At 48.8% G+C, this 25108-nt stretch carries 24 protein-coding genes and 1 pseudogene; 9 read left to right on the top strand and 16 right to left on the bottom strand.

What is annotated here, in order from left to right; all coding sequences use genetic code 11:
* Window positions 1–248: 248 nt before the first annotated feature.
* Complete coding sequence (locus Q0369_RS08635; protein ID WP_298098711.1) at window positions 249–443, top strand: hypothetical protein; 195 nt, start codon at window positions 249–251, stop codon at window positions 441–443.
* Between the two features lie 509 nt (window positions 444–952).
* On the opposite strand, the gene Q0369_RS08630 is transcribed toward Q0369_RS08635, so the two are convergent.
* Entirely contained in the window at window positions 953–2047 is a 1095-nt protein-coding gene (locus Q0369_RS08630) for an Mrp/NBP35 family ATP-binding protein (RefSeq protein ID WP_298098708.1), read from the bottom strand.
* Entirely contained in the window at window positions 2044–3351 is a 1308-nt protein-coding gene (gene thiC / locus Q0369_RS08625; protein ID WP_298098705.1) for a phosphomethylpyrimidine synthase ThiC, read from the bottom strand. The genes Q0369_RS08630 and thiC overlap by 4 nt, the downstream gene beginning before the upstream one ends.
* Window positions 3352–3569: 218 nt before the next feature.
* Here thiC and ispF point away from each other — a divergent pair, with 218 nt between their 5' ends.
* From ispF to Q0369_RS08600, 5 genes are all read left to right on the top strand, one after another.
* Window positions 3570–4892, top strand: a complete 1323-nt coding sequence (gene ispF / locus Q0369_RS08620) for a 2-C-methyl-D-erythritol 2,4-cyclodiphosphate synthase (RefSeq protein ID WP_298098702.1) — start codon at window positions 3570–3572, stop codon at window positions 4890–4892.
* Entirely contained in the window at window positions 4889–5752 is an 864-nt protein-coding gene (locus Q0369_RS08615; protein WP_298098699.1) for a response regulator, read from the top strand. Before ispF ends, Q0369_RS08615 begins: the two co-directional genes overlap by 4 nt.
* A complete protein-coding gene (locus Q0369_RS08610) occupies window positions 5730–7601 on the top strand; it encodes a hypothetical protein (protein ID WP_298098697.1) in 1872 nt (623 codons plus the stop codon). The genes Q0369_RS08615 and Q0369_RS08610 overlap by 23 nt, the downstream gene beginning before the upstream one ends.
* A 709-nt stretch (window positions 7602–8310) precedes the next feature.
* Window positions 8311–8847, top strand: a complete 537-nt coding sequence (locus tag Q0369_RS08605; protein ID WP_298098694.1) for a phosphatidylglycerophosphatase A — start codon at window positions 8311–8313, stop codon at window positions 8845–8847.
* Window positions 8848–9343: 496 nt separating this feature from the next.
* Complete coding sequence (locus Q0369_RS08600) at window positions 9344–10051, top strand: alpha/beta hydrolase (RefSeq protein ID WP_298098691.1); 708 nt, start codon at window positions 9344–9346, stop codon at window positions 10049–10051.
* Between the two features lie 482 nt (window positions 10052–10533).
* On the opposite strand, the gene Q0369_RS08595 is transcribed toward Q0369_RS08600, so the two are convergent.
* Genes Q0369_RS08595 through Q0369_RS08585 form a run of 3 tightly spaced genes read right to left on the bottom strand, consistent with a single transcriptional unit; the run spans window position 10534 to window position 11491 of the window.
* Window positions 10534–11001: a hypothetical protein gene (locus Q0369_RS08595; RefSeq protein ID WP_177388005.1), complete on the bottom strand. Its 468-nt coding sequence runs from the start codon at window positions 10999–11001 to the stop codon at window positions 10534–10536.
* Entirely contained in the window at window positions 10998–11234 is a 237-nt protein-coding gene (locus tag Q0369_RS08590) for a hypothetical protein (RefSeq protein ID WP_005871317.1), read from the bottom strand. Before Q0369_RS08590 ends, Q0369_RS08595 begins: the two co-directional genes overlap by 4 nt.
* Window positions 11231–11491 carry a hypothetical protein gene (locus tag Q0369_RS08585; RefSeq protein ID WP_005871316.1) on the bottom strand — a complete coding sequence of 87 codons (261 nt, stop codon included), beginning with the start codon at window positions 11489–11491 and terminating at the stop codon, window positions 11231–11233. The genes Q0369_RS08590 and Q0369_RS08585 overlap by 4 nt, the downstream gene beginning before the upstream one ends.
* Window positions 11492–11560: 69 nt before the next feature.
* On the opposite strand from Q0369_RS08585, the gene uvrB reads away from it, so the two are divergent.
* A complete protein-coding gene (uvrB, locus tag Q0369_RS08580) occupies window positions 11561–13537 on the top strand; it encodes an excinuclease ABC subunit UvrB (protein WP_298098689.1) in 1977 nt (658 codons plus the stop codon).
* Between the two features lie 383 nt (window positions 13538–13920).
* On the opposite strand, the gene Q0369_RS08575 is transcribed toward uvrB, so the two are convergent.
* From Q0369_RS08575 to der, 11 genes and pseudogenes are all read right to left on the bottom strand, one after another.
* Window positions 13921–14787 (bottom strand): hypothetical protein, encoded by an 867-nt coding sequence (locus tag Q0369_RS08575; protein WP_298098687.1) that lies wholly within the window; start codon window positions 14785–14787, stop codon window positions 13921–13923.
* 59 nt (window positions 14788–14846) lie between these two features.
* Window positions 14847–14969, bottom strand: coding sequence for a hypothetical protein (locus Q0369_RS08570; RefSeq protein WP_298098684.1), 123 nt, complete (start codon window positions 14967–14969; stop codon window positions 14847–14849).
* 187 nt (window positions 14970–15156) lie between these two features.
* Entirely contained in the window at window positions 15157–15609 is a 453-nt protein-coding gene (locus Q0369_RS08565; protein ID WP_298098682.1) for a hypothetical protein, read from the bottom strand.
* 126 nt (window positions 15610–15735) lie between these two features.
* Entirely contained in the window at window positions 15736–16110 is a 375-nt protein-coding gene (locus Q0369_RS08560; protein ID WP_298098679.1) for a hypothetical protein, read from the bottom strand.
* Window positions 16014–16313, bottom strand: coding sequence for a hypothetical protein (locus Q0369_RS08555; protein ID WP_298098677.1), 300 nt, complete (start codon window positions 16311–16313; stop codon window positions 16014–16016). Before Q0369_RS08555 ends, Q0369_RS08560 begins: the two co-directional genes overlap by 97 nt.
* A gap of 677 nt (window positions 16314–16990) precedes the next feature.
* Complete coding sequence (locus Q0369_RS08550; RefSeq protein ID WP_298098674.1) at window positions 16991–18328, bottom strand: PFL family protein; 1338 nt, start codon at window positions 18326–18328, stop codon at window positions 16991–16993.
* A gap of 9 nt (window positions 18329–18337) precedes the next feature.
* On the bottom strand, window positions 18338–18604 hold the full coding sequence (locus Q0369_RS08545; protein WP_002944456.1) for an ACT domain-containing protein: 267 nt from the start codon (window positions 18602–18604) through the stop codon (window positions 18338–18340).
* 58 nt (window positions 18605–18662) lie between these two features.
* A complete protein-coding gene (locus Q0369_RS08540) occupies window positions 18663–19160 on the bottom strand; it encodes a DUF2628 domain-containing protein (RefSeq protein ID WP_297989500.1) in 498 nt (165 codons plus the stop codon).
* 10 nt (window positions 19161–19170) lie between these two features.
* Entirely contained in the window at window positions 19171–20139 is a 969-nt protein-coding gene (gene trpS / locus Q0369_RS08535; protein WP_298098669.1) for a tryptophan--tRNA ligase, read from the bottom strand.
* A 484-nt stretch (window positions 20140–20623) separates the two neighbouring features.
* A pseudogene (locus Q0369_RS08530) lies at window positions 20624–21121 on the bottom strand (shikimate kinase); the annotation flags it as partial.
* Window positions 21108–22493 carry a ribosome biogenesis GTPase Der gene (der, locus tag Q0369_RS08525; RefSeq protein ID WP_298098666.1) on the bottom strand — a complete coding sequence of 462 codons (1386 nt, stop codon included), beginning with the start codon at window positions 22491–22493 and terminating at the stop codon, window positions 21108–21110. The gene der and the pseudogene Q0369_RS08530, both read right to left, overlap by 14 nt.
* A gap of 533 nt (window positions 22494–23026) precedes the next feature.
* Between der and Q0369_RS08520 the strand changes: the two genes are divergently transcribed.
* Together Q0369_RS08520 and Q0369_RS08515 are read left to right on the top strand one after the other, a co-directional pair.
* On the top strand, window positions 23027–23932 hold the full coding sequence (locus Q0369_RS08520; protein WP_298098664.1) for a DMT family transporter: 906 nt from the start codon (window positions 23027–23029) through the stop codon (window positions 23930–23932).
* Window positions 23933–23938: 6 nt separating this feature from the next.
* The gene (locus Q0369_RS08515) at window positions 23939–24871 is read left to right on the top strand and encodes a DMT family transporter (RefSeq protein ID WP_298098662.1); all 933 of its coding nucleotides are present in this window, start codon (window positions 23939–23941) and stop codon (window positions 24869–24871) included.
* Window positions 24872–25108: the final 237 nt, after the last annotated feature.

Genomic DNA, 25108 nt, shown 5'->3' with positions numbered 1-25108 from the left:
TTTCTTATTTCGTATAAAAGTAAAATCCCTAAACCTAAAAGCCCTAGGCTTAGGGATTTTGCCGCTTTGGCTCCACAGCCTATACGAATGAAATTCCAGCTGCTTAAATTTCAGATGCACGAGAAATTTCCTTGCCGCGACCGATACGGATAAAATTCCACTCTAAATAAGCTTCTCAGAGGCTTTCGCAGATAAGCTCCACTGCCATGAAACCCGGCAAAATAAAAATTTTAAACTAGCGCAATGCTGTGGCTACCGCTAAAAAGCTAGACGCGATAAATTTCAAGCCTAAAATTCATATTTTAAAGCCCCATCTTAAAATTTTAAAACAGAGCTTTAGCGCTAAAATTTCACATTTTGAAATTCTGCGGCAAAGCTTTATGCTTAAAATTTTACATTTAAAACTCCAAGGCGGAATTCTACGGCAAATTTTACCTCGCTGAATTGCGCGTTTGGAATTTAATTTTCGCCGTTAAATTCTGCGCTTAGAATTTTATCTGAACCCTCACACAACGAAGCTTGAGTAAAATTCTAGCTCGAAATTTCGTCTGCCCAAATTTTGTGAGCGCTATAAATTTGCTCAAAATCAAAGTGAAATTTAAAGCTCTAAAATTTAGTATAAAAACTCGCGCTACAAAACTCTACACAAAAATTTTGCTGGCGCCATAAAATCACTTCAAAATTTCGCGGCGGAATTTTTGCCAGGAATTTCGAGCTACAAAATTCGGCTCGAAATTCCAAGCCACAAAACCCGCGTTAAATTTTACCCACTAAATTTACGGGCAAAATTCTATGGCGAATTTGCATACTGAAATTTTGCGAGCATTATAAAATTTGCAGCGAAATTAGGCGTAAAATTCCAAATTATTAAATTCCGCGTTGAATTTCAATATGCAAAATTCAAGAGAAATTCCACGCGAAATTTGACACCCTGCCCGCGCCCGCCAAAGTCCTAATTCGAGCAGGCGCTCTTGCCGTCCATCACCGGCTGGATCGCGGAGTTGTCCACGAGCTCCTCGCGGTCGATCTTCTCGATCTTCTCCCACAGCTTGCACGCGGCATCTTCGTAGCGCTTCGCGCTTAAAGAATCGGGCGCATAGAAGCTTACCGGCTTGCCGCTGTCGCCGCCCTCGCGGATAGCGATCTCGATCGGGATCTCGCCGATTACTTCGGTGTTGTATCGCTGCGCCAGCTTTTGCGCGCCGCCGCGACCGAAGATATCGTACTCCTTGCCGTTATCGGGGCAGATGAAGCCGCTCATATTCTCGATAAGGCCCGCGATCGGGATGTGGAGCTTTTCAAACATATCAAGTCCGCGCGCGCTGTCGTCCAGCGCGACCGTCTGCGGCGTCGTGACGCACACGCCCGCCGTCACCGGCACGCTCTGAGCGAGCGTAAGCTGCGCGTCGCCCGTACCCGGAGGCATATCCAAAAACAGTACATCCAGATCGCTCCACGCCACGTCTTTTAGCAGCTGCTCGATTGCTTTCATTATCATCGAGCCGCGCCAGATGAGGCTCGCGCCCTCCTCCATCAGCACGCCCATGCTCATCATCTCCACGCCGTGGCTTAAGATCGGCTTTAGCTTCTGCCCCACGACGCTTGCTTGCGTCTTATCTTCGCCCATCATTCGCGGCAAATTCGGCCCGTAAATATCGGCATCCAAAATTCCTACCCTCTTGCCGAGTTTTGCCGTGCTGATGGCTAAATTTAGCGTCGTCGTGCTCTTGCCTACGCCGCCCTTGCCGCTGCTGATCATCACGAAATGCTTGATCTGCGGCGCGATATTTTTACCGCTGCGAGAGTTGCTCTTTTCCTCGGCGATCTTGGGCTGTTTGATTAAAATTTCCACGTCCGCGCCGAGCGCCTTTTGCACCGCCGATCTGAGCTCTGCGGCGATCTCAGGCTTGGCGCTGGGGATTTCGATCCCTACGAAAATTCTATCGCCGATTTCGACCTCTTTTACAAATCCAAAATCCACGATGCTTTTAGAAAAGCCCGGATAGATCACGCTTTTAAGCAAATTTAAGACTTCGTCTTTACTCATTCCTTCTCCTTATTTTCGGTTAAATTTCTACTGATTTTATATGCGCAAAATTTCGGCCCGCACATCGAGCAAAACTCCGCGCCCTTGTAAATTTCATCGCCCAGGCTCTCGTCATGCAGCTCGCGCGCATGATCTGGATCGAAGCTAAGCTCAAACTGCCTGTTCCAATCAAAACCATACCTCGCATCGCTCATCGCATGATCGCGCTCTATCGCACCCGCTTTGCCTAGCGCGACGTCTGCGGCGTGAGCGGCGATTTTATGTGCGATGATACCCTCTCTGACGTCGCTTGCATTGGGAAGCCCCAAATGCTCCTTCGGCGTTACGTAGCAGAGCATGCTGGCACCGCAATACGCAGCCATCGTCCCGCCGATAGCCGAGCTGATGTGATCGTAGCCCGCGCCGATGTCGGTCGGAAGCGGCCCCAGCACATAAAACGGCGCGTCGCGGCAGATCTTGCGCTCTAACTGTATATTAAGCTCGATCTCGTTAAACGGGATATGCCCCGGCCCCTCGATCATCACCTGTACGTTTTTTTCATTCGCGCGCAGGGCCAGCTCGCCTAAAATTTCAAGCTCGCTAAGCTGCGCCCTATCGGTCGCATCGTATAAGCAACCAGGGCGCAAGCCGTCGCCCAGCGAGAGCGATACGTCGTAGGCGGCGCAGATATCGCAAATTTCATCAAACGCTTCGTAGAAGGGGTTTTGCTTATGAAATTTCATCATCCACGACGCTATCAGCGAGCCGCCTCTGCTTACGATACCCATCTTGCGACGGGACAGCAGCGGCATAAACTCGAGCTTAAAGCCCGCATGGATCGTGAAATAATCCACTCCCTGCCGCGCCTGCTTCTCGATCGTACTAAGAATAGCGCTCGTTTTTAAATTTTTAATATCGCCCAGCTCATGGATCATCTGATAGATCGGCACCGTGCCTATAGGTACGGGCGAGCGCTCGATTATCGCGGCGCGGATCTCGTCCAGATCGCCGCCCGTGCTTAGATCCATCACCGTATCGGCGCCGTACTTTAAGCAGGCTTCGAGCTTTTCCAGCTCGCCCTCGACATCGCTCGTCGTGCCCGAGGAGCCAATGTTGGCGTTGATCTTGCACCGCAGCGCGCGCCCGATGCCGATGGGCTTTAGGCTTTTGTGATTAACGTTTGCGGGGATGATCGCTCTTCCTTGCGCGATGAGATCGCATAAGGCCCGCACGTCCATGCGCTCGCTTTGCGCGACCCCTCTCATCTGTGGCGTCAGCTCGCCTTTTTTTGCAAAATAGATCTGTGATACGCAGCTTTCGGTCATTTTCGCCTCGCTTACTTAAAAATGCGCGTATAATATAACAAATTTCATTAATCCTTACTTTTCTTTTGCCGTTTATTTTCGTAACGTAAGCTGAAATTTCGCCGCCGCGCCGCGTAAATTTGCGCCTAAACTCAAGATATTTTAGCTCGCAAGCCGAGATTAATTTTGCTTTCATTTTTAATACGTATAATTTCGTAACAAAATTTCAAGGATAAAATTTGAAAGATATATCGCTGATTTTGCTCGCCGCGGGCGATTCGAGCAGGTTTGGTCTCCCCGTCAAAAAGCAGTGGCTGCGCGTGGGCGAGCTGCCGCTTTGGCAATACGTCGCGCAGAGCATTGCGCGGGCGCACCCATTTAAAAAAATCATAATCGCCGTGAACGAGGAGGACGTGGGCTATTGCGAGCGCCTCTATGCGTGCAGCCTAGCCTCGGCGCGCGGAGAAAACTCGGAGTGCGGCGCGAGCGAGTATAACTTTCAAAGAAAGCAGGCCAGGATCGGATGCGGCGCAGATGATCTAAACGACGCAAGCAAGCCGCGGGGCGCGGAAAATTTTAAAGCTCAAGTCGAATGCGGCGCAGATGAATGCGGCTCTTCAAATTTAAAATTTCACTTCGCCCCCGGCGGTGCAAATCGCCAAAGCTCGCTAAAAAACGCGCTGCAGCTCGTAGAGAGCGAGCTCGTGCTCGTAAGCGACGTGGCGCGCGCGCAAATTTCGCCAAGGCTGATCTCCTCGCTGATACGAAATTTAGGCAGCGCGGACTGCGTTAGCCCCTATCTTGGCGTAAATGATACGACCTATCTCGGCGAGCGCATTGTGGAGCGAGAGGAGCTGCGCCTCATCCAAACGCCACAACTTTCGCGCACGGCGCTACTTAAAAAGGCGCTTGAAGGAAGCGAAATTTTTACCGACGACAGCGCGGCGATCGGCAGCGCGGGCGGGCGGTTAGAATTTATAAAAGGCGAAGCGGGCGCGCTTAAGATCACGCGCACAAGCGATCTAGCGGCGCTAAATTTAAAACCATGCTCGCGCGATATCTTTTGCGGTACGGGTTACGACGTGCATGCGCTTGAAAAAGGCGCAGGCATCGTGCTCGGCGGCGTGCAAATTCCGTGCGAGTTCGCGCTGATCGCACACAGCGACGGCGACGTAGCGATCCATGCCCTAATCGACGCTATTTGCGGCGCGGCGATGCTAGGCGATATAGGCGAGCTTTTCCCCGACAGCGACGCCAAGCTTAAAGGCGCGGATAGCAAGGAGCTGTTACGAAAGGTAATGCGGCGCGTCAGAGGCTACGGCTACGAGCTAGTAAACGCCGATATCACGATCATTGCGCAGCGCCCGAAGATCGGCGTTTACAAAGCGCAGATGCAGGAGGCTTTGAGCGAAATTTTAAACTGCGCGCGCGTCAATGTCAAAGCGACCACGACCGAAGGACTGGGATTTACGGGCAGAAGCGAGGGTATCGCCGCGCAGGCTACGGTAAGCTTGAAATTCTACGACTGGCAAAAGCACGCAACAAAGGCGCAGGACGTATGAAAATTTTAATCATCGAGAGCGAAAGCTATCTTGCTCAAAGTATCGCAAACAAGCTTGGCGCGCTGGGGCATGAATGCACTAACGCGGCGAGTTTGGCGGCTGCGGCAGCTCTTGCGGAGGAGTTTGAGGCGGTGCTGCTCTCTACGAGCTGGAGCGGCGCGAGCTTTTATCCGCTGATCGAGAAATTTAGGCGCTCGATCATAATTTTAATGGTCGCCTACGTCGATAGCGAAACGGTGCTAAACCCCGTAAAAGCGGGCGCGACGGATTATATCCAAAAGCCTTTTATGATAGAGGAGCTTATCAAAAAAATCGAGCACTACGCGCAGTTTCGCTCGCTAAAATCGCAAAACGAAGCCTACGAAGCGTTGCTTAAAGAGATCTCTCTTTCGTGCGAAATACCGCACATGCGTTTAGCGCAGATAAAATTTCCGCTTCTTTTGCGCGGTGATGCGGCAGCGCGAGCTGCGGCGGTATTTAAGATCGCGCTTGCGCTAAAATCGCGCCTTAAAATTCTATCCGCGCAAAGCCCTGAGCCGCTAGAACGCGGCGCGGAGATTTTTTACGCACCAGATTTTGATAGCCTAAGCGGCGCACAGAAGGAAAAATTTCTAAGCAAAACCAAATCCATGCGTATAATCGCCGGATCCATCGGCGCGCAAAAGGGCTTTAGCGACGAAATTACGCTTGGCAGCAGCAAAGAACGCAGTGAAATTTTAAGCATCGAAGAATACGTAAAGCTCACGATCGTAGCGCACCAAGACGAGTATTTCGACTCCGATCTGGCGGCGGCACTTGGGATTTCGCGAAAATCGCTTTGGGAGAAAAGAAAAAAATATGGCATCGCAAGAAAAAAATAGCCGCGCTCGCTCGGTGTGGATCGCAGACGGGACAGAAATTTCACGCGATACCGGCAATTTAAACGAAATAAAACCGCTTGAAAGCGAAGGAATTTTAAGCGGCACAAAACCTCTAAACATCGCAAAAGCTTCGAGCGACGCGGCGCTAAATTTAAAGGCAAAGCAAAATTTAAAAACGATGCGGAATTTAAAAATGTCAAAGACGAGCAATGCCAGAAAAGACGAGGCGCGAGCTAAGGGCGCGGCAAGAAATTTAAAAGCAGAGCAAGCCGGAAGCGAGAGCAAAGGCGCAAATAATAGCGCAACGCAAATCCGCAAGATAGTGATCTCGCGCTCCGACCTAAACGTCTTGAGCCTACTCGCAAACGGCGCTTTCGGCAAGAGCTGCGAGCTACTGCGCCCAAGCAAGCTAAGCGTATGCGGCATAAATTTCGTTTTTTCCTGCGCGGACGCAAAAAAGGGCGATATTTTGGAGCTTTATCTCCGAAAGGACGGCATAGCCGAATGCGCCAAAAATTCGCTTAGCGGCGAGAACGACGCGTATTTGCTAGTTAAAGGATCACGCAACTTGCAGGAAGAGGTTTCTGCCGCGGCGCAAAACGAGCAGAATTTTGCAAAAAGCGGCACGGATTTCGCGCGCACTGCAAGTGCGCAAAGCGCTATAAACGCTACAAGCGAGGGCTTAGACCATATAGAAAGTCTTGCTGCGTGCTATGATCAAACTTTTACTTGCAGCGCAGATACAAAATCTGCGAAAAACGCCACTTTGAATTCGGCGAAAAGCTCCAGTGTAAATTCTGCGGCAAATTCCGCGCGGAGCATTGCCGAAAATTCTGCGATAAATCGCGTTTGTAGCGCAGATGCAAAATCCGTAGCAAATTCGGCGGGAAATTTTATCTCAAATTCCACCGAAAATTTCATCAAAAATCCCGCTGCAAATCCCGCCTATTGTGAGCTTGTCACGCGCATAGACGTTAGCGACATTTATGTTCCAAGCGTAAGCGAGGTCGCAGACTCGGTGTTTCAAAACGCATACGCAGAGCAAACTGCGGTGCAGGGGCGCATCACGCTGCTAAAAAATGAGCTTGCAGAGCAAATCGCGCGCATAAAAAAAGTCGCAAGCTCACTTGCCGCGCCTAAAATTTCAGCGTTTTTTACCTGCGCCGATCCGATCCACCGCGTGCATGAGCGGCTGATTAGGCATATGATCGATAAGGCGGATTTCGTGGTGATTTTTTTAACCGGCACGAATAGCACGGATGCCCTGCCCTACGAGCTACGCAAAAAAACGCTAAGCTATTTGCTGCAAAATTTTTTGGTCGCGCAACGCGCCATGATGATCGATCTGGGCTCGCTTGCGATTTTTGACGACAAGCCCGCACTGCAGTGCGCAATCGCAAAAAATTTAGGTATAAACAAAATAATTTTTGGGCAAAATCACGCAAATATGGAGCTATTTTTCGAAGGTGGCGGCGTGCATTCGGTGCTGGACGAGTATCAAAAACGCGGCGAAATCGAAATTTTGCTGATGCCCGAATACGTCTATTGCGAGAAGTGCAAGGTGCTCGTAAGCACGAAAAACTGCCCTCACGGCGCTCATCATCACGTGCATTACCGCACACAAAATCTCAAGGCACTGCTGCGCGCGGGGATTTTGCCGCCCGCGATTTTTATGCGTAAAGAGATCTCGGCGATGATTTTAAGCGAGCTTTTTCCCGCGCGATTTTCGGATCTACAAAAGCTCTACGACGAGCTTTTTCCAAACAGCGGGATCTTGCAGAGCCACGGCGAGAGCGAGTTTTACGAGCAGCTGATGCAACTGTATCAAACCAGCGCGCTAAAGACGTAGCTCTCGAGGGCGCGACGCAAAAAATGACGTGGAATTTGCGGAAGCTAGGCAGAGGGTAAAATTTCGCGACGTTAGAATTTACGGCGGCTAGACGTAAAGTAAAATTTCATAGCGCAGAAAAAAAGGACTGCGCGGAATTTTATAGCATAAAGAGCGGCGGGCAGAATTTGGCGTAAAATTTTGTGGCGCAATGAAGCTAAATTTTTAAAACAAGCGGTGCGGTAAAACGAGCTTTAAATTTTAAAGCTTCGGCTACGTAGCAAATTTATAACGACGCAGTAAAATTTTGCGGCGAAGCGGATTTAAAATTTTAAGGCGCGATGGATATGTAAAGCAGTACAGCGGATCTAAATTTTAAGCTTGCGACAAGCGAGCTTAAAATTTTAAAATTAGGCGGTCGCTGCGAGTTACGGCGCAAAACTCGGATGCAGCGCAACGACTGCCGCTCGCGCAAAATGCCGTGCGTTTGCGTATGGGTTTGAAATCTCCACGCAAGCGAGCAAAATTTTAAAATTTTTACGCAAATGAGTAGAATTTTAAAATTCCTACATTAACGAGCGAAATTTTTGTGGCGAGCGAGTAGAATTAATTTCGTGCGGGCGGGCAAATTAATTCTACACGAACGAAATTTAAAATTTTCGCACGCGAGCAGATGCCCTAATTAAAATAAGCGGTAAAATTTTAAAAAGCAAAATTTAAAAGGACAATTATGGATAAAATTTTCGTTACATTTTTCGGCGCGGGGTTGCTAAAGCCCGCGCCCGGCACCTGGGGCAGCATCGCAGGCTGGATAGTGGGGCTTGCAATCTTGATGCTGGCGGGCGAGGTGACGCTGTTTTTGTGCGCCGGCATCATTTTTTTCGTCTCGCTTAAGATCGTAGGCGATTATGAGAAGCGGACCTGCTCGCACGATAACAGCGAGATCGTCATCGACGAGGTCGTGGGGGTGTGGATCGCGATGTGCGTCGCAGCGCCCGTGGGCGAGATCTTTTCGCTGCCGCTGCGGGAGCTGATCGCGGGCTTTGAGAGCAGCAGGATCTCGGCCCTTGCGATGATTTTGGCGCTGCTGTTTTTCAGGGCGTTTGACATCCGCAAACCCTCGATCATCGGGCGCGTGGATCGCGACGTGCCGGGCGGGCTCGGCGTGATGCTGGATGACGTGCTGGCGGGCTTTTTTGCAGGGCTTGGGGTCTTAATAGTTATCTCTTTAGGGCTCAAACTCGGCGCCGCAGGATTGATTTTTTAAGCTTTTTGGATATGTTCATGGCAAACACAGCGCGATTGCGGGCGCTATCAAGCACCGAAATTTTAAAAACCATCTCAGTCAGGGCTTGTAAAATTAGCGCAAATTTTAATTTCTGCGGCGTGAGCACGCTTGGAATTTAAGCGGTATTTGTTCGCGCAGCCTGCAAATAAAGCAGACGTAAAATTTTAAAATTTTGCACGAGTCGCGATAAAATTTGCGTGAGCTTAAATTTTAAATTTCTCAGCTTGCAGAAATCTAAGACATAAAAATTTAATTGCGCTGCAAGAATAAAAATTATGCCACCTGAAATTTCATGCGGCTAAATTTTAAAACAAAGCGGCAGGCGCAGCTCGCGCGTAAAATTTTAAAATTTATCGCTAATCGCAGACAGTCTAGCAGGGCGTGCTATTAAATTTTTAGCAATATTTATTACTCAAGTTTGCGACGTTGCCGCAAAATGCGGGTAAGCGGCGCAAAAAATTTAAAGGAACGAAAAATGCAAAAGAGCACGATCGAGATACGTGGCATTCCCGCCGCCGTTTGGGGGAGCTGCTCGAAAAAAGTTTATATCTACGCTCACGGGCAAGGCGGAAGCAAAGATGATGCGGAGCTTTTGGCTTCCGTCGTTTGTGAGCAAGGCTGGCAGGTAATTAGCTTTGACCTGCCCGGTCACGGACAGAGGCGGCACGAGCCCGCTTCTTGCGATCCGCGACGCGCTATTTTTGAATTTCGCGAAATTTTATCGTATGCAAAGAAGCGTTGGGAAGAAATCGCGCTGTTTGCCGTTAGCATAGGAGCCTGGTTCAGCCTGCAAAGCTTCCGCGATGAAAAATTTAGCGACTGCCTCTTCGTCTCGCCGATACTTGATATGAAATGCGTTATTTCAAATATAATGCGTAGGGCTGGCGTCAGCGAGGAGCGATTGAAGCAAGAGCGGATGATTTTGACTCATGTCGGGCAACCGCTTTTTTGGGAATATTGGAGTTTTGTTTTGAATAATCCGATCACTAAGTGGGAAACGCCCAGTAGAATTCTATACGCAGAAAACGACGATATGACCCCTCTTTACATCGCTAAAAATTTTACGCAACAATTTGACTGCACCTTAAGCATTATGAAAAACGGCGAGCATTGGTTCCATACGCCGCAGCAGCTAGATTATTTGCGCAAATGGATCAAATCGGCGGTTGAGAATCGGCGATAAAATTCTATGAGAGATTTTAAAACTCACGCCCAAGCCCGCACCGATAAAATTTCGCGCGTTTTCGGGGTGCGAATTTCAATAAATTTAAGATAATCTTGATATTTTGCCTTAATACGCTTGTTTTATAAGGCGCTTTTCGCAGATCCAGCCACAGCTCACATCGCCGCGCCATGCGAGGGGCATAGCTTCAAAGCACCCATCTCATAAATTTAACCGCAATAGCATAAATCACGACCGATATGAATTACAAACTAAAATATGATTAAAATTTAGCCGATAAGCTGTCAATATAAATGTAAAAATGCCAATTTTAAAGCTAAATTTTAAAAAATGTCTATAAAGATGAATTCTTGAGATCTTAGCATGCTTTTGGCACGAGGTGCGAGCCAATGACAGCTTATTGCACTTCACTAGCACTATCGCGCTTTTGCTACACGGACGCTTTACGAATCCATAGCAGTCGCGCGATTAAATTTTAAAAATTATTTGCCTATTCTAAAGCCATTTAACTTCATATAAGTCGTATCTTTATGAAATGCTTCGCATCGCTCCCTGTTGCGGTTGATATTCGAGGTCTCGAAAAAATATCCATCACTATCTTGACGCAAGGTGATCGTCGCGCAAAAGATCATATCGTTTTTTAACTTCGGTCCTACTCCGTAATCAAAGGATTGATTTAAAGTGACGGTTTTTTCTAGATCACTATCACTAAACTGTCTGGAGCCCGTCATGCTCTTTAGCTCGCGAAAATTTCCTTGATTTAAGTAGTCGCGTTGTATATCTTTAAATACGCCTTCAAGCTCGACTGCATAAGCTTTTACTAAAACCTCATCCTTAGCACCGCTTAATTTAGGATATATTATTTTTACTATCACGAAGATTATAATAGCTAAAAATATTATCCCGCTTACGCCGCCGCCCACTGCCGCACCTTTTCTCATTTTCATCATTTTACTCCTTCGTCGATGTCCTTTACCAAGGCATCTATTTTTTTATTAAGCATGAAATTTTCATAGCTTTTTTGGATATAGGCTTCAAGTAGTTCGCCCGCATCCAGATGATCGCTGCCACGAGTTAAAATCCGCCAGTCTCTGCCGAAGACCTTTGCAAAGTCATCATCCAGGCTTATCGCGTATTTTTTCGTCAAAGACTTACTCGTAAGCTGAACCGAAATTTCTTTCATTTCTCGCCTAAATTATCGCCTGCCAAAATATCGTCGATCTGCTTGCTTAGATCCTCATCACTCATCTTGCGATACGCCAGATCGTTTTCAAGCGTGCCAAGCTGCATTCCCAAAGCCTCGTTTTGCGCCTTGACCGTCGCTAGTTCGGTGCGTAGCTTTTCGTTTTCGTCCCTAGCCTCGGTGTATCGTCTAATCAGCTCAGCTACTTTATTGCTTAAGCCCTCGACCTTTTTCTCTTCGTCAAAGATTGATTCCATTATTTCGCCTTTTCTGATATAATTTAAATAAAAATATTACCCAATTTTGGCTTTAAAAAAGGAAAAATTTTGCAAAATTTTAAAATCGAGAGCAAATTCTCTCCGAGCGAGGATCAAGAAAAAGCGATCGAAGGCATCGTCGCAGGCTTTCAAAGCGGCAACAAATACCAAACCCTTCTCGGAGTTACCGGCTCGGGTAAAACATTTACCATGGCAAATATTATTAAGAGGCTTGGAATTCCGGCACTCGTAATGACGCATAATAAATCTCTCGCAGCGCAGCTTTATAGCGAATTTAAGGGCTTTTTTCCACAAAATCACGTCGAGTACTTCATCAGCTACTACGATTATTATCAGCCCGAGGCTTACATCCCTAGGCAGGATCTTTTCATCGAAAAAGACAGCGACGTAAACCAAGAGCTCGAGCGCTTGCGGCTAAGTGCCACTGCGAGCCTGCTGAGCTTTGATGACGTCATCACCGTGGCGTCGGTTTCGGCAAACTACGGCCTGGGCGATCCCGCCGAATACAAAGGCATGGTGCTGTTTTTTGAGATCGGATCAAAATTTAGCACTAAATTTTTGCTTCGCAAGCTCGTCGATATGGGCTACAAACGCAACGACGACTTTTTTGATCGCGGGAATTTTCGCGTAAACGGCGACGTGATCGACATCTACCCCGCATATTTTAACGACGAGGCTTTTAGGATCGAGTTTTTCGGCGACGAGATAGAGGCGATGTATCATCTGGACGTGCTGGAAAACAAAAAGACGCAAAGCGTCAAAAAATTTATTCTCTACCCGACGAGCCAGTTCATCGTGGGCGAGCAGCGCCTAAAATCGACGATCAAAGGGATTGAGGATGAGCTTGAGCAGAGACTGAAATTTTTTGAGGACGCGGGCAAGCTCGTAGAGGCGCAGCGACTGAAAGGGCGAGTGGAATTTGACCTTGAGATGCTGGGCGCTACGGGGATGTGCAAGGGGATCGAAAACTACGCGCGCTATCTGACCGGCCAAAAGCCGGGCGAGACGCCCTATTCGCTCTTTGATTACTACGAGAGCAAGGGCAAGGACTATCTCGTCATCGTCGATGAAAGCCACGTGAGCTTGCCGCAGTTTCGCGGGATGTTCGCAGGAGATCGCAGCCGCAAAGAAACGCTCGTGCAGTACGGCTTCCGTCTGCCTAGCGCACTTGATAACCGCCCACTGATGTTTGATGAGTTTATCAATAAAAAGGCTAAATTTCTATTCGTCTCCGCAACGCCAAATGATTACGAGCTTGGTCTTAGCCGCGGAGCCGTATATGAGCAGATACTGCGCCCGACGGGACTGCTCGATCCGCAAATTATTTTAAAAGACAGCGACAACCAGGTCGAAATTTTACACGATATGGCAAAGGAGGTCATCGCTCGCGGCGAGCGGATCTTAGTAACCGTGCTAACCAAAAAGATGGCGGAGGAGCTGAGCAAATACTATCTGGAGCTTGGGCTTAAGGTCAAATATATGCACTCGGACATCGATGCGATCGAGCGCAACGAGCTTATCCGCGGCCTTCGCAGCGGCGAATACGATATGCTAATCGGTATAAATCTGCTCCGCGAGGGGCTCGATCTGCCCGAAGTAAGCCTTATCGCGATCATGGATGCCGATAAAGAGGGCTTTTTGCGCTCGCGCACCAGCCTCATTCAGACGATGGGGCGAGCCGCGCGAAACGTGAACGGGCAGGTCGTGATGTTTTGCAAAAAGATCACCGCTTCGATGCAAGAGGCGATCGACATCACCCAAAAGCGCCGTAAATTTCAAGATGAATACAACCGCGCCCACGGCATAACCCCGCATTCTGCAAGCCGCAATATCGAAGAGAGCCTAAAGATCGAGGACGGCACCGAAATTTTAAGAAAGGGTGCCAATTTAGAGAAGATGCCAGCCGCCGAGCGCGCCAAGATCGTAAAGGAGCTTCGCAAACAGATGCTCGATGCCGCGGCGGCGCTGGAGTTTGAAAAGGCTGCTGCGCTGCGCGATGAGATCGCGAAGCTTAGGAAGTTGTAAATCGCAAGGCTTAAAAGCGCCGTGAAATTTTGTCGTGAAATTTGAGCGTTAAATTTTATCAGGCGGAGCGTGAAATTTGCGCGCGTAACACAATGTGAAATTCACAGCAGCTCGCGCCTATATTCCGCAACGCGCTCCGTGCCCATCTTTGCATCTTGCGACTTTTATTGCTTTTCCGTGCGTCCATATTTACAGCCATCTTTACGCGTTTGTCGCGCTATGCTTAAATTCCGCGCCGAAGCGGAATTTCGCCCAATTTCTTACGTAAACATCCGTAAGATTCTAAGCAATTTTTTCCGTCCGAAACCACGCGAATAAGAACAGCCGCGGGCACCACAAAATCCATCAGCAAGAATATTCGCGAGCTCTAATCCCGTTTAAATTTAGCAGAATTTATCGTTTTTTGGAATATATGTGCTTCGGTTGAAAAAATAGCACGCTGCGAAAACGATCAAGCAAACAGACAATATATTCGAGCCACTTAAAAGCAAGTCTATTATCCTCTCATTATTTTTAGCGATCAATGCCACTATTATGAGCGCTAGCGGATGCAAAATCAAAGCCGCGCTAGCTAAATTTTCAATAGTAAAAACCACTAAAGAAATTCGCTGATTTTTTATGAAAAGCTTGCTATATCCTTTCATAGAATTACTTTTTAAATAACCTATAGTTAATAGAATGGACGAAAATAACATTACTAAAACAATAACAACGCCACGCAATGTAGCAATAGCGCTCGCAAATGTGACAATGATAAATAAAAACGCCAAAAATATTGCGCTCGCACGCCTAATTAATCTATGTATGTCATATCGCCTTTTTAAATTTTTTGGAATATTGGCAAATTTCTCGTTTAGTTCATCCTCTTTAAATTCGACTTCTCGCACCGACAAATCAAGCTTCGTTTGAGAGCCGCAGATATGGATCCTTGGAGTATATGAGCCTTTATTATAAAAATAGCATAAAAGAAAAACTAATATGCAAATCGGAGCTATAAAGATTCCGTATAAAGTGCCGGCGCCGCTTAATTCATCTCGCGAACCTCCCATTGCCGAAGATAGAAATAGCAAAGTGGGAAATAAAATCAAGACTAAGCTAGCCGTATTCTCAAAAGTAAAAATCATCAAACTGGCATCTTGATTTTTTATGAAAAAGTTGCTGTATTTTTTTGTCTTGTAACACTTTAAACAAAATGCCGTCAAGCAAATGGATAAAACTACCGCCACACAAAACAAAAAGGGCTCGGGCATCTGAATATCCACGTAGGAAATAAGTCGCGAAACTACCGATGCAATGCCGAACAAAAGCGCTAAAATACCATACTAGAGCACCTAATTAGCCTATGTTTGTCGTATCGCTTCTTTAAATTCTCCGGTATTGCGGCGAATTTTTCGTCTAGCTCTTTCATCTCGGCTTGAAATTTTTCGCTCACGGCTCTCTCCTTTTAAGCGTTTAAATTTTAGAGATTATATTGAATTCGGCGCCGCGTCTTTTTGATGCCGCACCTTGCGGTTAAATTTTAAAATTTACCGCGTTATATTCGCGAAGAGCCGAAAAATTTTAAACTCGGCAAAACATTAAAATTCCCGTCCGCCTTTAAATTTAGCATTTTACCGCAGCTAGCAAAACTCTAAATTTTCCACGCGCAGCGGTCTTTCGCCCTCAAAAATCACCCCGATGCCGAAAGGATCGCAAATATCAAGCGCGCCCTCAGCAAATCTCATCAACCACTGCGTATCGCGCGCGTAAAACGTGCATTGCGGGAGCCCAAACGGCAGATCGCAAACGGGCACGTCAAGCAGCCTAAGCTCATCCTCGCCCAAACGATACTCGCGTCTAAGCTCGTCTCGCAGGAAGGCAAGGGCGTCTTTTACGTACCGATCGATATCTCGGGCGATGCGCTGCGCGAGCAAGATCGTCTCGTCATCCACATCCGCCGTATCTGCAGACACGAGGCAAAACGGCACCTCACCGAAGCTTTCGCTTTTTAACTCCAGCTCCGCGTACCAAATGAAGCCCTCGTCCGTTGCAACTTTTTCAAGCTCGCCAAATTTCCAAGCCATTTTTTGCATTTTATTTCCGCCTCATATTTTCGCGTCATCTTTTAAAATTTTGACGCTACGCCCGTTTTTGCGCGCTGTATTTAATCCGCGCCGAAAGAATTTGGCTCGCTTCTTAGGCTGGCAGACGCAAAAGCGCTAAGCGATCTTTTCCGTCCGAAGCCACGCGAACAAAAACGCCGCAGGCGCCGCAAAATCCATCAGCACAGATATGCGCGAGCCGTCGCCCGAGATGACGGACAGTATGCCGCCCGCGAACGAAACCCCCACGGCGATCAGAAATAGCGCGTTTTGCGTGTCTTTATACAGCCCGTAATAGAGCCTAGCTATGAAAAACAGAACCGCCAGCGCGCCGATAATCGTAAAGGCGCGGTTTTGCAATATCGAAGCAACCGCATAGGCAATCGCGGTGATAATTATAAATTTGACGTTGGAGACGGTATCACTGCCCGCAAGCTCGGAGATACCTTTCGCCGCGCGGTAAAGAAGGATGAGCGAGCCCAGCCCAGGCACGCCCTGATGCTAAATAGCCCCTCGCCGCCCGGTAGGTGCTCCGTAAGCGCAGAAATCAGCATAAGCGCCGCCGATATGATGCCGAAGCGTCTTGCGTCTGCGAGCTTGTCGCGATTGAAGGGGTTTCGCATACCGCCGAAGCCTCCGCCCATGCTGCCCAAACCGCCCAAACCGCTGCCGGGGCTTTTGAAATTTTCTTGCATTTTGCCTCCTTATTTGCGCTATACCAATAAATAATGCGGGAGTGCAGATAAATTCTACTCCAAATTTGAAGTAGACTTTATCTAACAATTCATTTTATTAATTTCTCTTTTTATTCTTTCTTCCTCTTTTTGTTGCTTTAAAATCATATCGGCTTCCTTTTGTGCTTTGATTTTCCTTTTTATTGCTTTTAATCTAGCAAACCGATTAAATTTACTTTTGTATTTAAGTGATAAGACTATATGTGGAATTAGCAATAAAATTAATACTATCAACGGTATAATAGTTGACCTATATTTATTAAATAGGTCGAATAGGCAAATTACAAATAGTCCAAGAATAAGAATCCAAAATGAATATGTTGAATTTAAAGCCCATATAATATCTTTTTTATGCCTTATTTTTAATAGTTTATTTTGAAAATAAAGCTCTATCAACAATGTAATTGGTGAATCGCAAAAGCAAACATTGCTAATATAATAAACAAAAATACTGGAGTTGAAGTTTCTACCGCCTTATCTACTCTACCTGTTCGAACATATGACATTAAAATCCTTTCTGGTTATTTATAGAAAATTTAAGTTCTTATAAAAGATTATAACTCAAATTTAAACTATTTTCTAATGGTTAAATTTAACCATTAAAGCTCTCCATTTCTTTTATGGAGGGCTTTATAAATTTAGTTTTTAAAACTATGAATGGGTGCCGGTATCTGGCCGCCGCGGGCGATGAAATCGGCAGATGAGTTTTTATTTACGCTCATCACGGGCGCGCTGCCCAGAAGCCCGCCGAATTCCAGCGTGTCGCCCTCTTTGCCTTTTGGGATTATGCGCACGGCGGTCGTTTTTTGATTTATCACGCCGATCGCGGCCTCGTCGGCTATGATCGCGGCGATCGTCTGTTCGGGCGTATCCTGCGGGATTGCGATCATATCGAGCCCCACCGAGCAGATCGCGGTCATCGCTTCGAGCTTTTCTAAATTTAACGAGCCCGCGCGCACCGCGGCTATCATGCCCTCGTCTTCGGAAACGGGGATAAACGCGCCGCTAAGCCCACCTACTTGGTTGCACGCCATCACGCCGCCCTTTTTGACCGCGTCGTTTAGCAGTGCCAAAGCCGCGGTCGTGCCGTGCGTGCCGACGCGCTCCAGCCCCATCTCCTCAAGCACGCGCGCTACCGAATCGCCCACGGCAGGGGTCGGAGCTAATGATAGATCGACGATGCCAAATTTCACGCCCAGGCGCTCGGACGCCATTTGTCCTACGAGCTGTCCGATACGCGTGATCTTAAACGCCGTCTTTTTAACAGTCTCGGCGACCACGTCAAAGCTCGCTCCTCGCACCTTCTCAAGCGCGCGCTTAACGACGCCCGGGCCGCTGACGCCCACGTTTATGACGACTTCAGCCTCGCCCACGCCGTGAAATGCGCCCGCCATAAAGGGATTATCCTCGACGGCATTGGCAAACACGACGAGTTTGGCGGCGCCCAGATCGGAAAGCCGCGCCGTTTCTTTGATCACGCGCCCCATATCGGCGACCGCGCTCATATTTATGCCAGTCTTGGTCGAGCCGATATTTACCGACGAGCAGACCTTCTGCGTCGCAGCGAGCGCGGCGGGGATCGAGTCGATTAAAATTTTATCGCCCTTTGCGTAGCCCTTTTGCACGAGCGCCGAAAAGCCGCCGATAAAGTCGATACCGACCTTTTGCGCCGCCTCGTCCATCGCTCTAGCAAGCGGCACGTAGTCCGCGGCATCCGTCGCCGCGCCGATGATGGCGATAGGTGTTACGCAGACGCGTTTATTTACGATCGGGATGCCGAGCTCTGCCGAAATTTCATTACCGACTTTTACTAGATCGCGCGCCTTATCGGTGATCTTTGCGTAAATTTTCTCCGCCGCTTTGTCGATATCCGGATCGATGCAGTCAAGCAGGCTGATGCCCATCGTGATCGTGCGGATGTCGAAATTTTGCTCCTCGATCATCGCGATCGTTTCGGTTACGTTTTTGATGTCCATATCGGCGCCTTAGATGTTATGCATGGCGTCAAAGATCGCCGAGCTTTGGATGTTGATCTTTACTTTTAGCTTTTCGCCTAGCTCATTTAGCTCCTCGCGTAGAGCCGTGAAGTCCTGCTTTTCGTCGCTGGAAACCACCGCCATCATCGTAAAAAACTCATCCAAAACTGTCTGACTGATGTCGTCTATGTTTAGTCCAAGCTGCGCGAGCTTAGCCGAAACGCCCGCTACAATGCCAACCTTGTCCTTACCGATCACCGTTACGATCGCTTTCATCTCTACCCCTTTTTAAAATTTATTTAGCTATTTTGAGCGCGGAAGCCCTTTAAAACGACTAAGCCTTGCCGCCGTTTGAAATTATCAGCGCAAACACGATTGCGACCAAAGCGTAAAATATTACCGCGAGCCATATCGCCCATCTATTCACGCCGCCGCCCTTTCTTAGGGCTTCGTCGTCCTGTTTATCCAGCAATGAAACAAAACTATCGCAAACGTAATATTTCGCCATAGTCCCGCTACTGACGCTAATCGCCATTCCTATACTTCTATCATATTCATCCAAAAACGGAATAAAGCAAGAAATTACCACAACGGCAAATAGGGCTGCGGCAATTTTATACTCCTTGCGGTACAGAAAAAAGAACAGCGTACCGAAAAAGGCCCACCAGCTCCACGTGCTTACGTAAGTTAGTTCGCGCTGCTTGCCCGCGGCGAAAAATTTCTCGCAGGCGCGTGCGTAAATTTCAACCTTACTTGGGGTTTGCAAGAAAATTTCCAGCTTCTGTCGAAGCAACTTGCCGTCAGATAAAATTTCTCTAGCGTAATCCGTCATTTCACCCTCCTTAGCGATAAATCCCCACGGCGGCGCGAACCTTTTGCATCAATGAAGCAGCCGTCGCGGCCGCTCTTTGCGCGCCCTGTCTTAGCATCTCGTCTAAAATTTCGCGGTGGCTTTGATAGTATTCGAATTTATCCCGCGCGTCTTTGAAGTAGCTAAGCACGAGCTCGTTTAGATACGCCTTGAAGTGCCCGTGCCCCTCGCCTCCGCGTTCGTAGCGAGCCTGTAGCTCCGTCTGCTCCGCTTCGCTTAAAAATAGCTTCGCGATATTATAGACATTGCACCCGCGCCACTGCTTAGGCGCCTCTAGCGGCTCGGAGGTCGTTACGATACTTGAAATTTGCTTCTTTAGCGTTGCGGCATCTGCAAAAATATCGATCGTATTGCCATAGCTCTTACTCATCTTCGCGCCGTCGGTGCCCGGCACGATCGCCACTTCATCGTTTACGCGCGCTTGCGGAATAGTTAAAATTTCGCCGTGGGCGTTGTTAAATTTAAGCGCGATGTCGCGGGCGATCTCGACGTGCTGGATCTGATCCTTGCCCACAGGCACGACCTCCGCGCTGTATAGCAGGATGTCCGCCGCCATCAGAACGGGGTAGCTAAACAGATCGTGTTTGCTCTCAAAGCCCTTGGCGATCTTGTCTTTGTATGCGTGCGCTCGCTCAAGCAGCCCCATCGGCGCATATCCGCTTAAAATCCAGTAAAGCTCCAGCACCTCTTTCACGTCGCTTTGCACCCAAAACACCGTCTTTTTCGGATCGATCCCGAGAGACAAAAACGCCGCGGCGGCCTCGTAGGTGGAGTTTTTAAGCTTTGCGCCGTCGCTTACGGACGTGAGCGCATGGTAGTTTGCGATAAACATAAACATCTGCTCGCCCGCGTTTTGCGCATCTACCATCTGCTTGATACTCGCGAAGTAGTTGCCCAAATGCAGCTTGCCGCTGGGCTGAAGACCCGTTAAAATTCTCATCATTGCTCCTTTAAATCAAAATCAGATCGCCGTCTACGAAGCCTGCGGCAACGTGCTTGCACTTAAAAATTTTTGCATCTGGCATCTGCTCTCGCAGCTCGCGCAGAGCCTGCACGAGCAGTTTTAAAACCTGCCGCCACGAAAGCTCGCTTAAAAATTCAAGCTGCAAGCGCGAGCTTTGCGGATAAAACTCATCCTCGTCCTCGCACGCCCAGTCGTCGTCATCCGCGTCATAACTACTCGATCCCGCCAGCTCAAGCGCGTAAGGCTCGTAAAGATCGAAGTGCCACGCGATTACGCGTTTTGGAATTTGCTCGCGCTCTAAGCCCTCGATCAATTCGCACAGCTTCTGCTTTAGCGCCTCTTTCTTTTTAAACTTATCGCCTTTACTCTCTTTTCCGTGCGACTTGGAATTTTTGCCGCCGCCCGGGCACTTTTGTTTAGACATCTTTTTCCCCTTTAAATTTAGCCCGTCGCAGGCGGATAGAATTTCTTTTACGATCTTTTTTACGCTTTTATTTTCGACGTCGATTATGATGTCGGCCTTTTTTTCATACGCCCCGTCTCTTTTGGCGTGCAGCGCCGCGGCCTTTTGCAGATCGGCTAGCAGCGGGCGCTTGGCAAATTTTTTCTCCGCGTTTTCGCTGTTTTTTAAGCGATTAATGATCCCCTCAAAGCTTGATTTCAGATACACGACGGTGCCGATTTTGTTTAAATTTTTCACGGCGTAAAAGCCGCCGCCTGTAGAGATCACGGCGCAGCGGACGGACTTTTCTAAAAATTTCGCAAGGCCCTCTTCCATCTTTCTGAAGCTCTGCTCGCCCTTCTCTTTAAAAATTTGCCCGATTTTCTTATTGGCGTAGCTTTCGATCATATCGTCGCAATCAAGCGCAAACATCCCGCTTTGCGCAGCCAGAGCCCGCGCTACCGTGCCCTTGCCGACTCCCATAAAGCCGATGAGCACGATATTACCGCTCTTCATCGCTCTCCCCTTTTTTGCGCGGCAGCAGCACTAGCGGACTTCCCGAAAGAGCAAAGCTCGCGCGCAGTCTGTTTATCAAATAGCGCTTGTAGCTAAAATGCAGCGCTTGCGGGCGGTTCATCACAAGAGCGATCTTTGGCGGCGCAAAGCCGATCTGCGCGGCGTAGTAAATTTTAACCGATTTGCCCCGCTCGCGAGGTATCGGATGCGCCTTTATCGCGGCTTCTACCGCTTCATTGATCCTTGCGGTGCCGAGCTTGCGAGTGAAATTTGAATAAACCTCCAAAATGAGCGGGTAAATTTTATGGATCCGCTTCCTATCCGTCGCGCTGACGCTGATGATCGGCGCGTAGGAAAGAAATTTAAACCTATCGCGCAGATCGCGGCAAAACTCGTCGTAATCGCGCTCGCAAAGATCCCATTTGTTTAAAATTATGATGAGCCCGAGTTCAAATTTAGCCGCAAGCCCCGCGATGCGCTCGTCCAACTCGTTTAGCGGCTCGCTTGCGTCAAGCACCAAAAGCGCAATGTCGGAGTTTTGCAAGATTTTTTCGGTGCGATTTAGCGCGAAGCGCTCGATGCCCTCGATCTTGCCGCGGCGGCGAATGCCCGCCGTGTCGATAAACTCAAGCGTACGCCCTTCAAATTCCGTGCTTTCGTTCACCGGATCAATCGTCGTGCCCGCATAATCGCTCACGACCGAACGCTGCGAGCCGACAAGCGCGTTTAGAAGGCTCGATTTACCAACATTTACCCGCCCGATGATGCCCACGCCGATGGTCTTGTCTGCATAAAATTCCTCGTCGCGCCCCTCTTTCGGCTCGCCATCGTCGTTAAAGCCCTCTATAAAATCATCAAAAATTTCATCCTCGTCCTGCTGCGCGGGCGCAGGGTCTAAAAAGCCGTATATCCACTCTTTCAGCTCATCGATGCCGCTGTTGTGAGAAACGGAGATCGGGAAAAATTTAACGCCGAATTCGTTAAACTCCCAGCTCCGCTCCTCGTCGCGCTTGCCGTCGATCTTATTGACCGCTAGGGCGATGGGCTTGCCAAGTCTCTGCAGCGAGAAAAATATCCGCCGCTCATCGTCGCTCGGAAGCAGCTTGCCGTCCGTCATAAAGATTATCAAATCCGCGCTCTTGGCCTCGCTTAGCGTCTTAGTCTGCACGCGCGCAAACAGCTCGGAGGTATCGTCCAAGCCGCCCGAATCGATCACTCGCACGCGACGATCGAAAATTTCGGCTTCGGCTTTATTGGTATCGCGCGTCGTGCCCGCAACGTCGCTGGTAATGGCGATGCGAGCGCCCGCTAGGCGGTTAAAAAGGCTCGACTTGCCGACGTTGGGGCGCCCGATGATGATCAAACTTTTCACGTTCGTCCTTGTAGTTTTTGGCGCGATTATAACTAAAAATAGATTAAAGCCAAATTCTACGCGCTCGCTCGCAGGAATCGGGCGGCAAAATTTTATGAAATTTAGGCGCTAAATTTAGCGAAATTTTATCGCGACACTAGCAGAACGCCGCACGGACGCAAGACGTCAAAACGCGCTATCCATCGCCGAACATATCGCAGAATGCGGAGATGTGCGTAAATCTTATAAATTTTAAAAACCGACGCAACTACACGAAAGCATAAAAGCCCGCAGCTGCGCAAATTTTACTGCTTTGCTCAAGCAAGCGGCGGCGCGCAGAGCAGAGGGTCGGTAAAAATCACAAAAGCAGCGCCCAATATCCAAGTACTGAACTAGCGCCCGTGAGCAAGAAACGCAAAAGCAAGCGCCGAAGTACAAAACCGAGTCGTCGCGCCAGGCGTGCAAAAGCAGGCGGCGCGGCGAAATATTAAAACGGCGGAATATTAAAATTTAATCATTATGCGTGTATAATTCCGCAAATTTAAAGGGGCGCGATGAAATACAACAACTTCTTGCTGCACCATCTAAGCGTGTATTATATGCTGATGGCGTGCTTTTACTACTCTCTTACGGGCGTTTTTGCTAAGCTTTTGGGCGCGCAAATTTCATCGCTTGAGGTCGTGCTCTTTCGCAATCTGCCCGGGCTTTTGATCCTGCTTTATAAAATCAAGGCTCGTCCCCGCGCGGCGCGCTTTGCAAACAAGGGCGGTCATCCTTTTACGCTCGCGTTTCGCGGCATTATCGGGATTTTGGGGCTGATGGTATTTTTTTATAACGTCGCTAACATCAGCCTCGGCGAGGCATTTACCTTTCAAAAAACGGCGTCCATTTGGACGGCGATCATCGCGTACTTTACCCTCGGCGAAAAATTCGGCGCGATGGGCTGGTTCTCGGTCTGCCTAGGCTTTGTGGGCATCGTTTTGGTAATTCAGCCGCAGTTTGGCTTGCAGCCAAGCGATATTTTTGGAATTTTAAGCGGATTGTTCGCCGCGATGGCGTTTACCTCCGTGCGCGGGCTGCGCAAATACTATAGCTCCGATACGATCATCCTCTCTGCGCTTCTTGCCGGCACGCTAATGCCCGCAGCGCTTATGATCGCGGCAGAATTTATAGACGCGCCCGCGCTGAGTTTTATGCTTTGCAAATTTAAAATTCCAAACGCGCAGGGTTGGCTCTTTGCCGTGCTTTTAGGGCTGCTGGGGCTGTTTTATCAAACCTACGTCACCAAGGCCTACGCCGCGACGCGCAAAGCGGGCATAGTAGCTACGATCAGCTACACAGACATCATCTTTTCGACGCTATTTGGGCTGCTGCTAGGCGACGCCCTGCCCGGTTTCATGGCGCTTTCGGGCATGGCACTCATCATCGTCGCGGGCACACTTGTGGCGAACCGAAAGTAGCGTGCGATGAAACAAAAATTCTACTCCGCGTTTTGGCTGAAACATCTGGGCGTTTATTATATGCTCGTAGCGAGCTTCTATTTTGCGCTAAACGGCGCTCTGGCCAAGGTTATGGCGGAGCATATGAGCAGCGCCGAGATCGTGTTTTTCCGCAACGTCGTAGGCATCGGCATCGTGCTGTTTTCGCTACGGCGGGTAAAAAATCTGGGCCCGGGCGGCAAGCCGTGGCTGCTCGCGTTTCGCGGCTTTATCGGCAGCTGCGGGATCTTAGCAACCTTTTACAATATCGCCCACATCGATCTTGGCACCGCTTTTACCTTCCAAAAGACGGCGCCCATTTTCACCGCGCTATTTTCGGCATTTTTCTTAGGCGAAAAGCTAAGCTCGCGCGGTTGGTTTGCGATACTGCTCGGCTTTGGCGGAATTTTACTCGTCGTGCGCCCGCACATCGGCATCAGCGTAACCGATGCAGTGGGAATCTTCGGCGGCATGTGCGCGGGGCTTGCATACACGAGCGTGCGCGAGCTTCGCAAACACTACGCCACCAACCTCATCGTGCTGGTTTTCGTCTCGTCCGCTACCTTTCTAAGCGCGATGATGATGGCTGCGGGCTGGGCGCTTGAAGGTAGCGAGGTTAAAATTTTAGGGCTTTTCAGCGGCGCGGATTTAGCGAAGCTCGCTTATTTCAACCCGCCAAGCCTTTTTGGCTGGGTGCTAGTGGCGCTTCTGGGCGTCAGCGGTATCTACTTTCAAATTTACATGACGCGCGCCTATGCCGCTTCGCGCAAAGCGGGCATCGTCGCTGCGATCAGCTACAGCGATATCCTCTTTAGCATGGCGCTCGGAATTATGCTAGGCGACCATCTGCCCGGTCCGATCGTGCTAGCGGGCATCGCGGTGGTGATTTTAAGCGGAATTTTAATCGCCCGCGAGCGCTAAATTTAAATTTAAAACCGATTCAAACGCGGTGCAAAACTAAATTTAATCCACGCCGCCTGCGAGCGCTAAATTTCAGCAGTCTAAAAGCTTAAAAAGACTAACATTCAAATCAAAGTTCTACGGCGTAGAAATATTTTTCGACGGATTTAAATTTTATGCATTTTATCGGTATCGACATCGGCTCGACCTCATCAAAGGTCGCCGTTATGAACGAACGCGGCAAATTTTGCGAACTGT

The sequence above is a fragment of the uncultured Campylobacter sp. genome, from assembly GCF_938030685.1.
GTDB lineage: Bacteria > Campylobacterota > Campylobacteria > Campylobacterales > Campylobacteraceae > Campylobacter_B.
Note: the sequence above shows the minus strand (reverse complement) of the source record. Positions and strands in the feature narration are given on the sequence as shown.

What these genes read in the sequence shown, in the direction of transcription:
- Q0369_RS08630 (WP_298098708.1), bottom strand. Translation starts at nt 2,047, where the DNA reads ATGAGTAAAGACGAAGTCTTAAATTTGCTTAAAAGCGTGATCTATCCG.
- thiC (WP_298098705.1), bottom strand. Translation starts at nt 3,351, where the DNA reads ATGACCGAAAGCTGCGTATCACAGATCTATTTTGCAAAAAAAGGCGAG.
- Q0369_RS08615 (WP_298098699.1), top strand. Translation starts at nt 4,889, where the DNA reads ATGAAAATTTTAATCATCGAGAGCGAAAGCTATCTTGCTCAAAGTATC.
- Q0369_RS08610 (WP_298098697.1), top strand. Translation starts at nt 5,730, where the DNA reads ATGGCATCGCAAGAAAAAAATAGCCGCGCTCGCTCGGTGTGGATCGCA.
- Q0369_RS08605 (WP_298098694.1), top strand. Translation starts at nt 8,311, where the DNA reads ATGGATAAAATTTTCGTTACATTTTTCGGCGCGGGGTTGCTAAAGCCC.
- Q0369_RS08600 (WP_298098691.1), top strand. Translation starts at nt 9,344, where the DNA reads ATGCAAAAGAGCACGATCGAGATACGTGGCATTCCCGCCGCCGTTTGG.
- Q0369_RS08595 (WP_177388005.1), bottom strand. Translation starts at nt 11,001, where the DNA reads ATGATGAAAATGAGAAAAGGTGCGGCAGTGGGCGGCGGCGTAAGCGGG.
- Q0369_RS08590 (WP_005871317.1), bottom strand. Translation starts at nt 11,234, where the DNA reads ATGAAAGAAATTTCGGTTCAGCTTACGAGTAAGTCTTTGACGAAAAAA.
- Q0369_RS08585 (WP_005871316.1), bottom strand. Translation starts at nt 11,491, where the DNA reads ATGGAATCAATCTTTGACGAAGAGAAAAAGGTCGAGGGCTTAAGCAAT.
- Q0369_RS08575 (WP_298098687.1), bottom strand. Translation starts at nt 14,787, where the DNA reads ATGCCCGAGCCCTTTTTGTTTTGTGTGGCGGTAGTTTTATCCATTTGC.
- Q0369_RS08565 (WP_298098682.1), bottom strand. Translation starts at nt 15,609, where the DNA reads ATGCAAAAAATGGCTTGGAAATTTGGCGAGCTTGAAAAAGTTGCAACG.
- Q0369_RS08555 (WP_298098677.1), bottom strand. Translation starts at nt 16,313, where the DNA reads ATGCAAGAAAATTTCAAAAGCCCCGGCAGCGGTTTGGGCGGTTTGGGC.
- Q0369_RS08550 (WP_298098674.1), bottom strand. Translation starts at nt 18,328, where the DNA reads ATGGACATCAAAAACGTAACCGAAACGATCGCGATGATCGAGGAGCAA.
- Q0369_RS08545 (WP_002944456.1), bottom strand. Translation starts at nt 18,604, where the DNA reads ATGAAAGCGATCGTAACGGTGATCGGTAAGGACAAGGTTGGCATTGTA.
- Q0369_RS08540 (WP_297989500.1), bottom strand. Translation starts at nt 19,160, where the DNA reads ATGACGGATTACGCTAGAGAAATTTTATCTGACGGCAAGTTGCTTCGA.
- trpS (WP_298098669.1), bottom strand. Translation starts at nt 20,139, where the DNA reads ATGAGAATTTTAACGGGTCTTCAGCCCAGCGGCAAGCTGCATTTGGGC.
- Q0369_RS08520 (WP_298098664.1), top strand. Translation starts at nt 23,027, where the DNA reads ATGAAATACAACAACTTCTTGCTGCACCATCTAAGCGTGTATTATATG.
- Q0369_RS08515 (WP_298098662.1), top strand. Translation starts at nt 23,939, where the DNA reads ATGAAACAAAAATTCTACTCCGCGTTTTGGCTGAAACATCTGGGCGTT.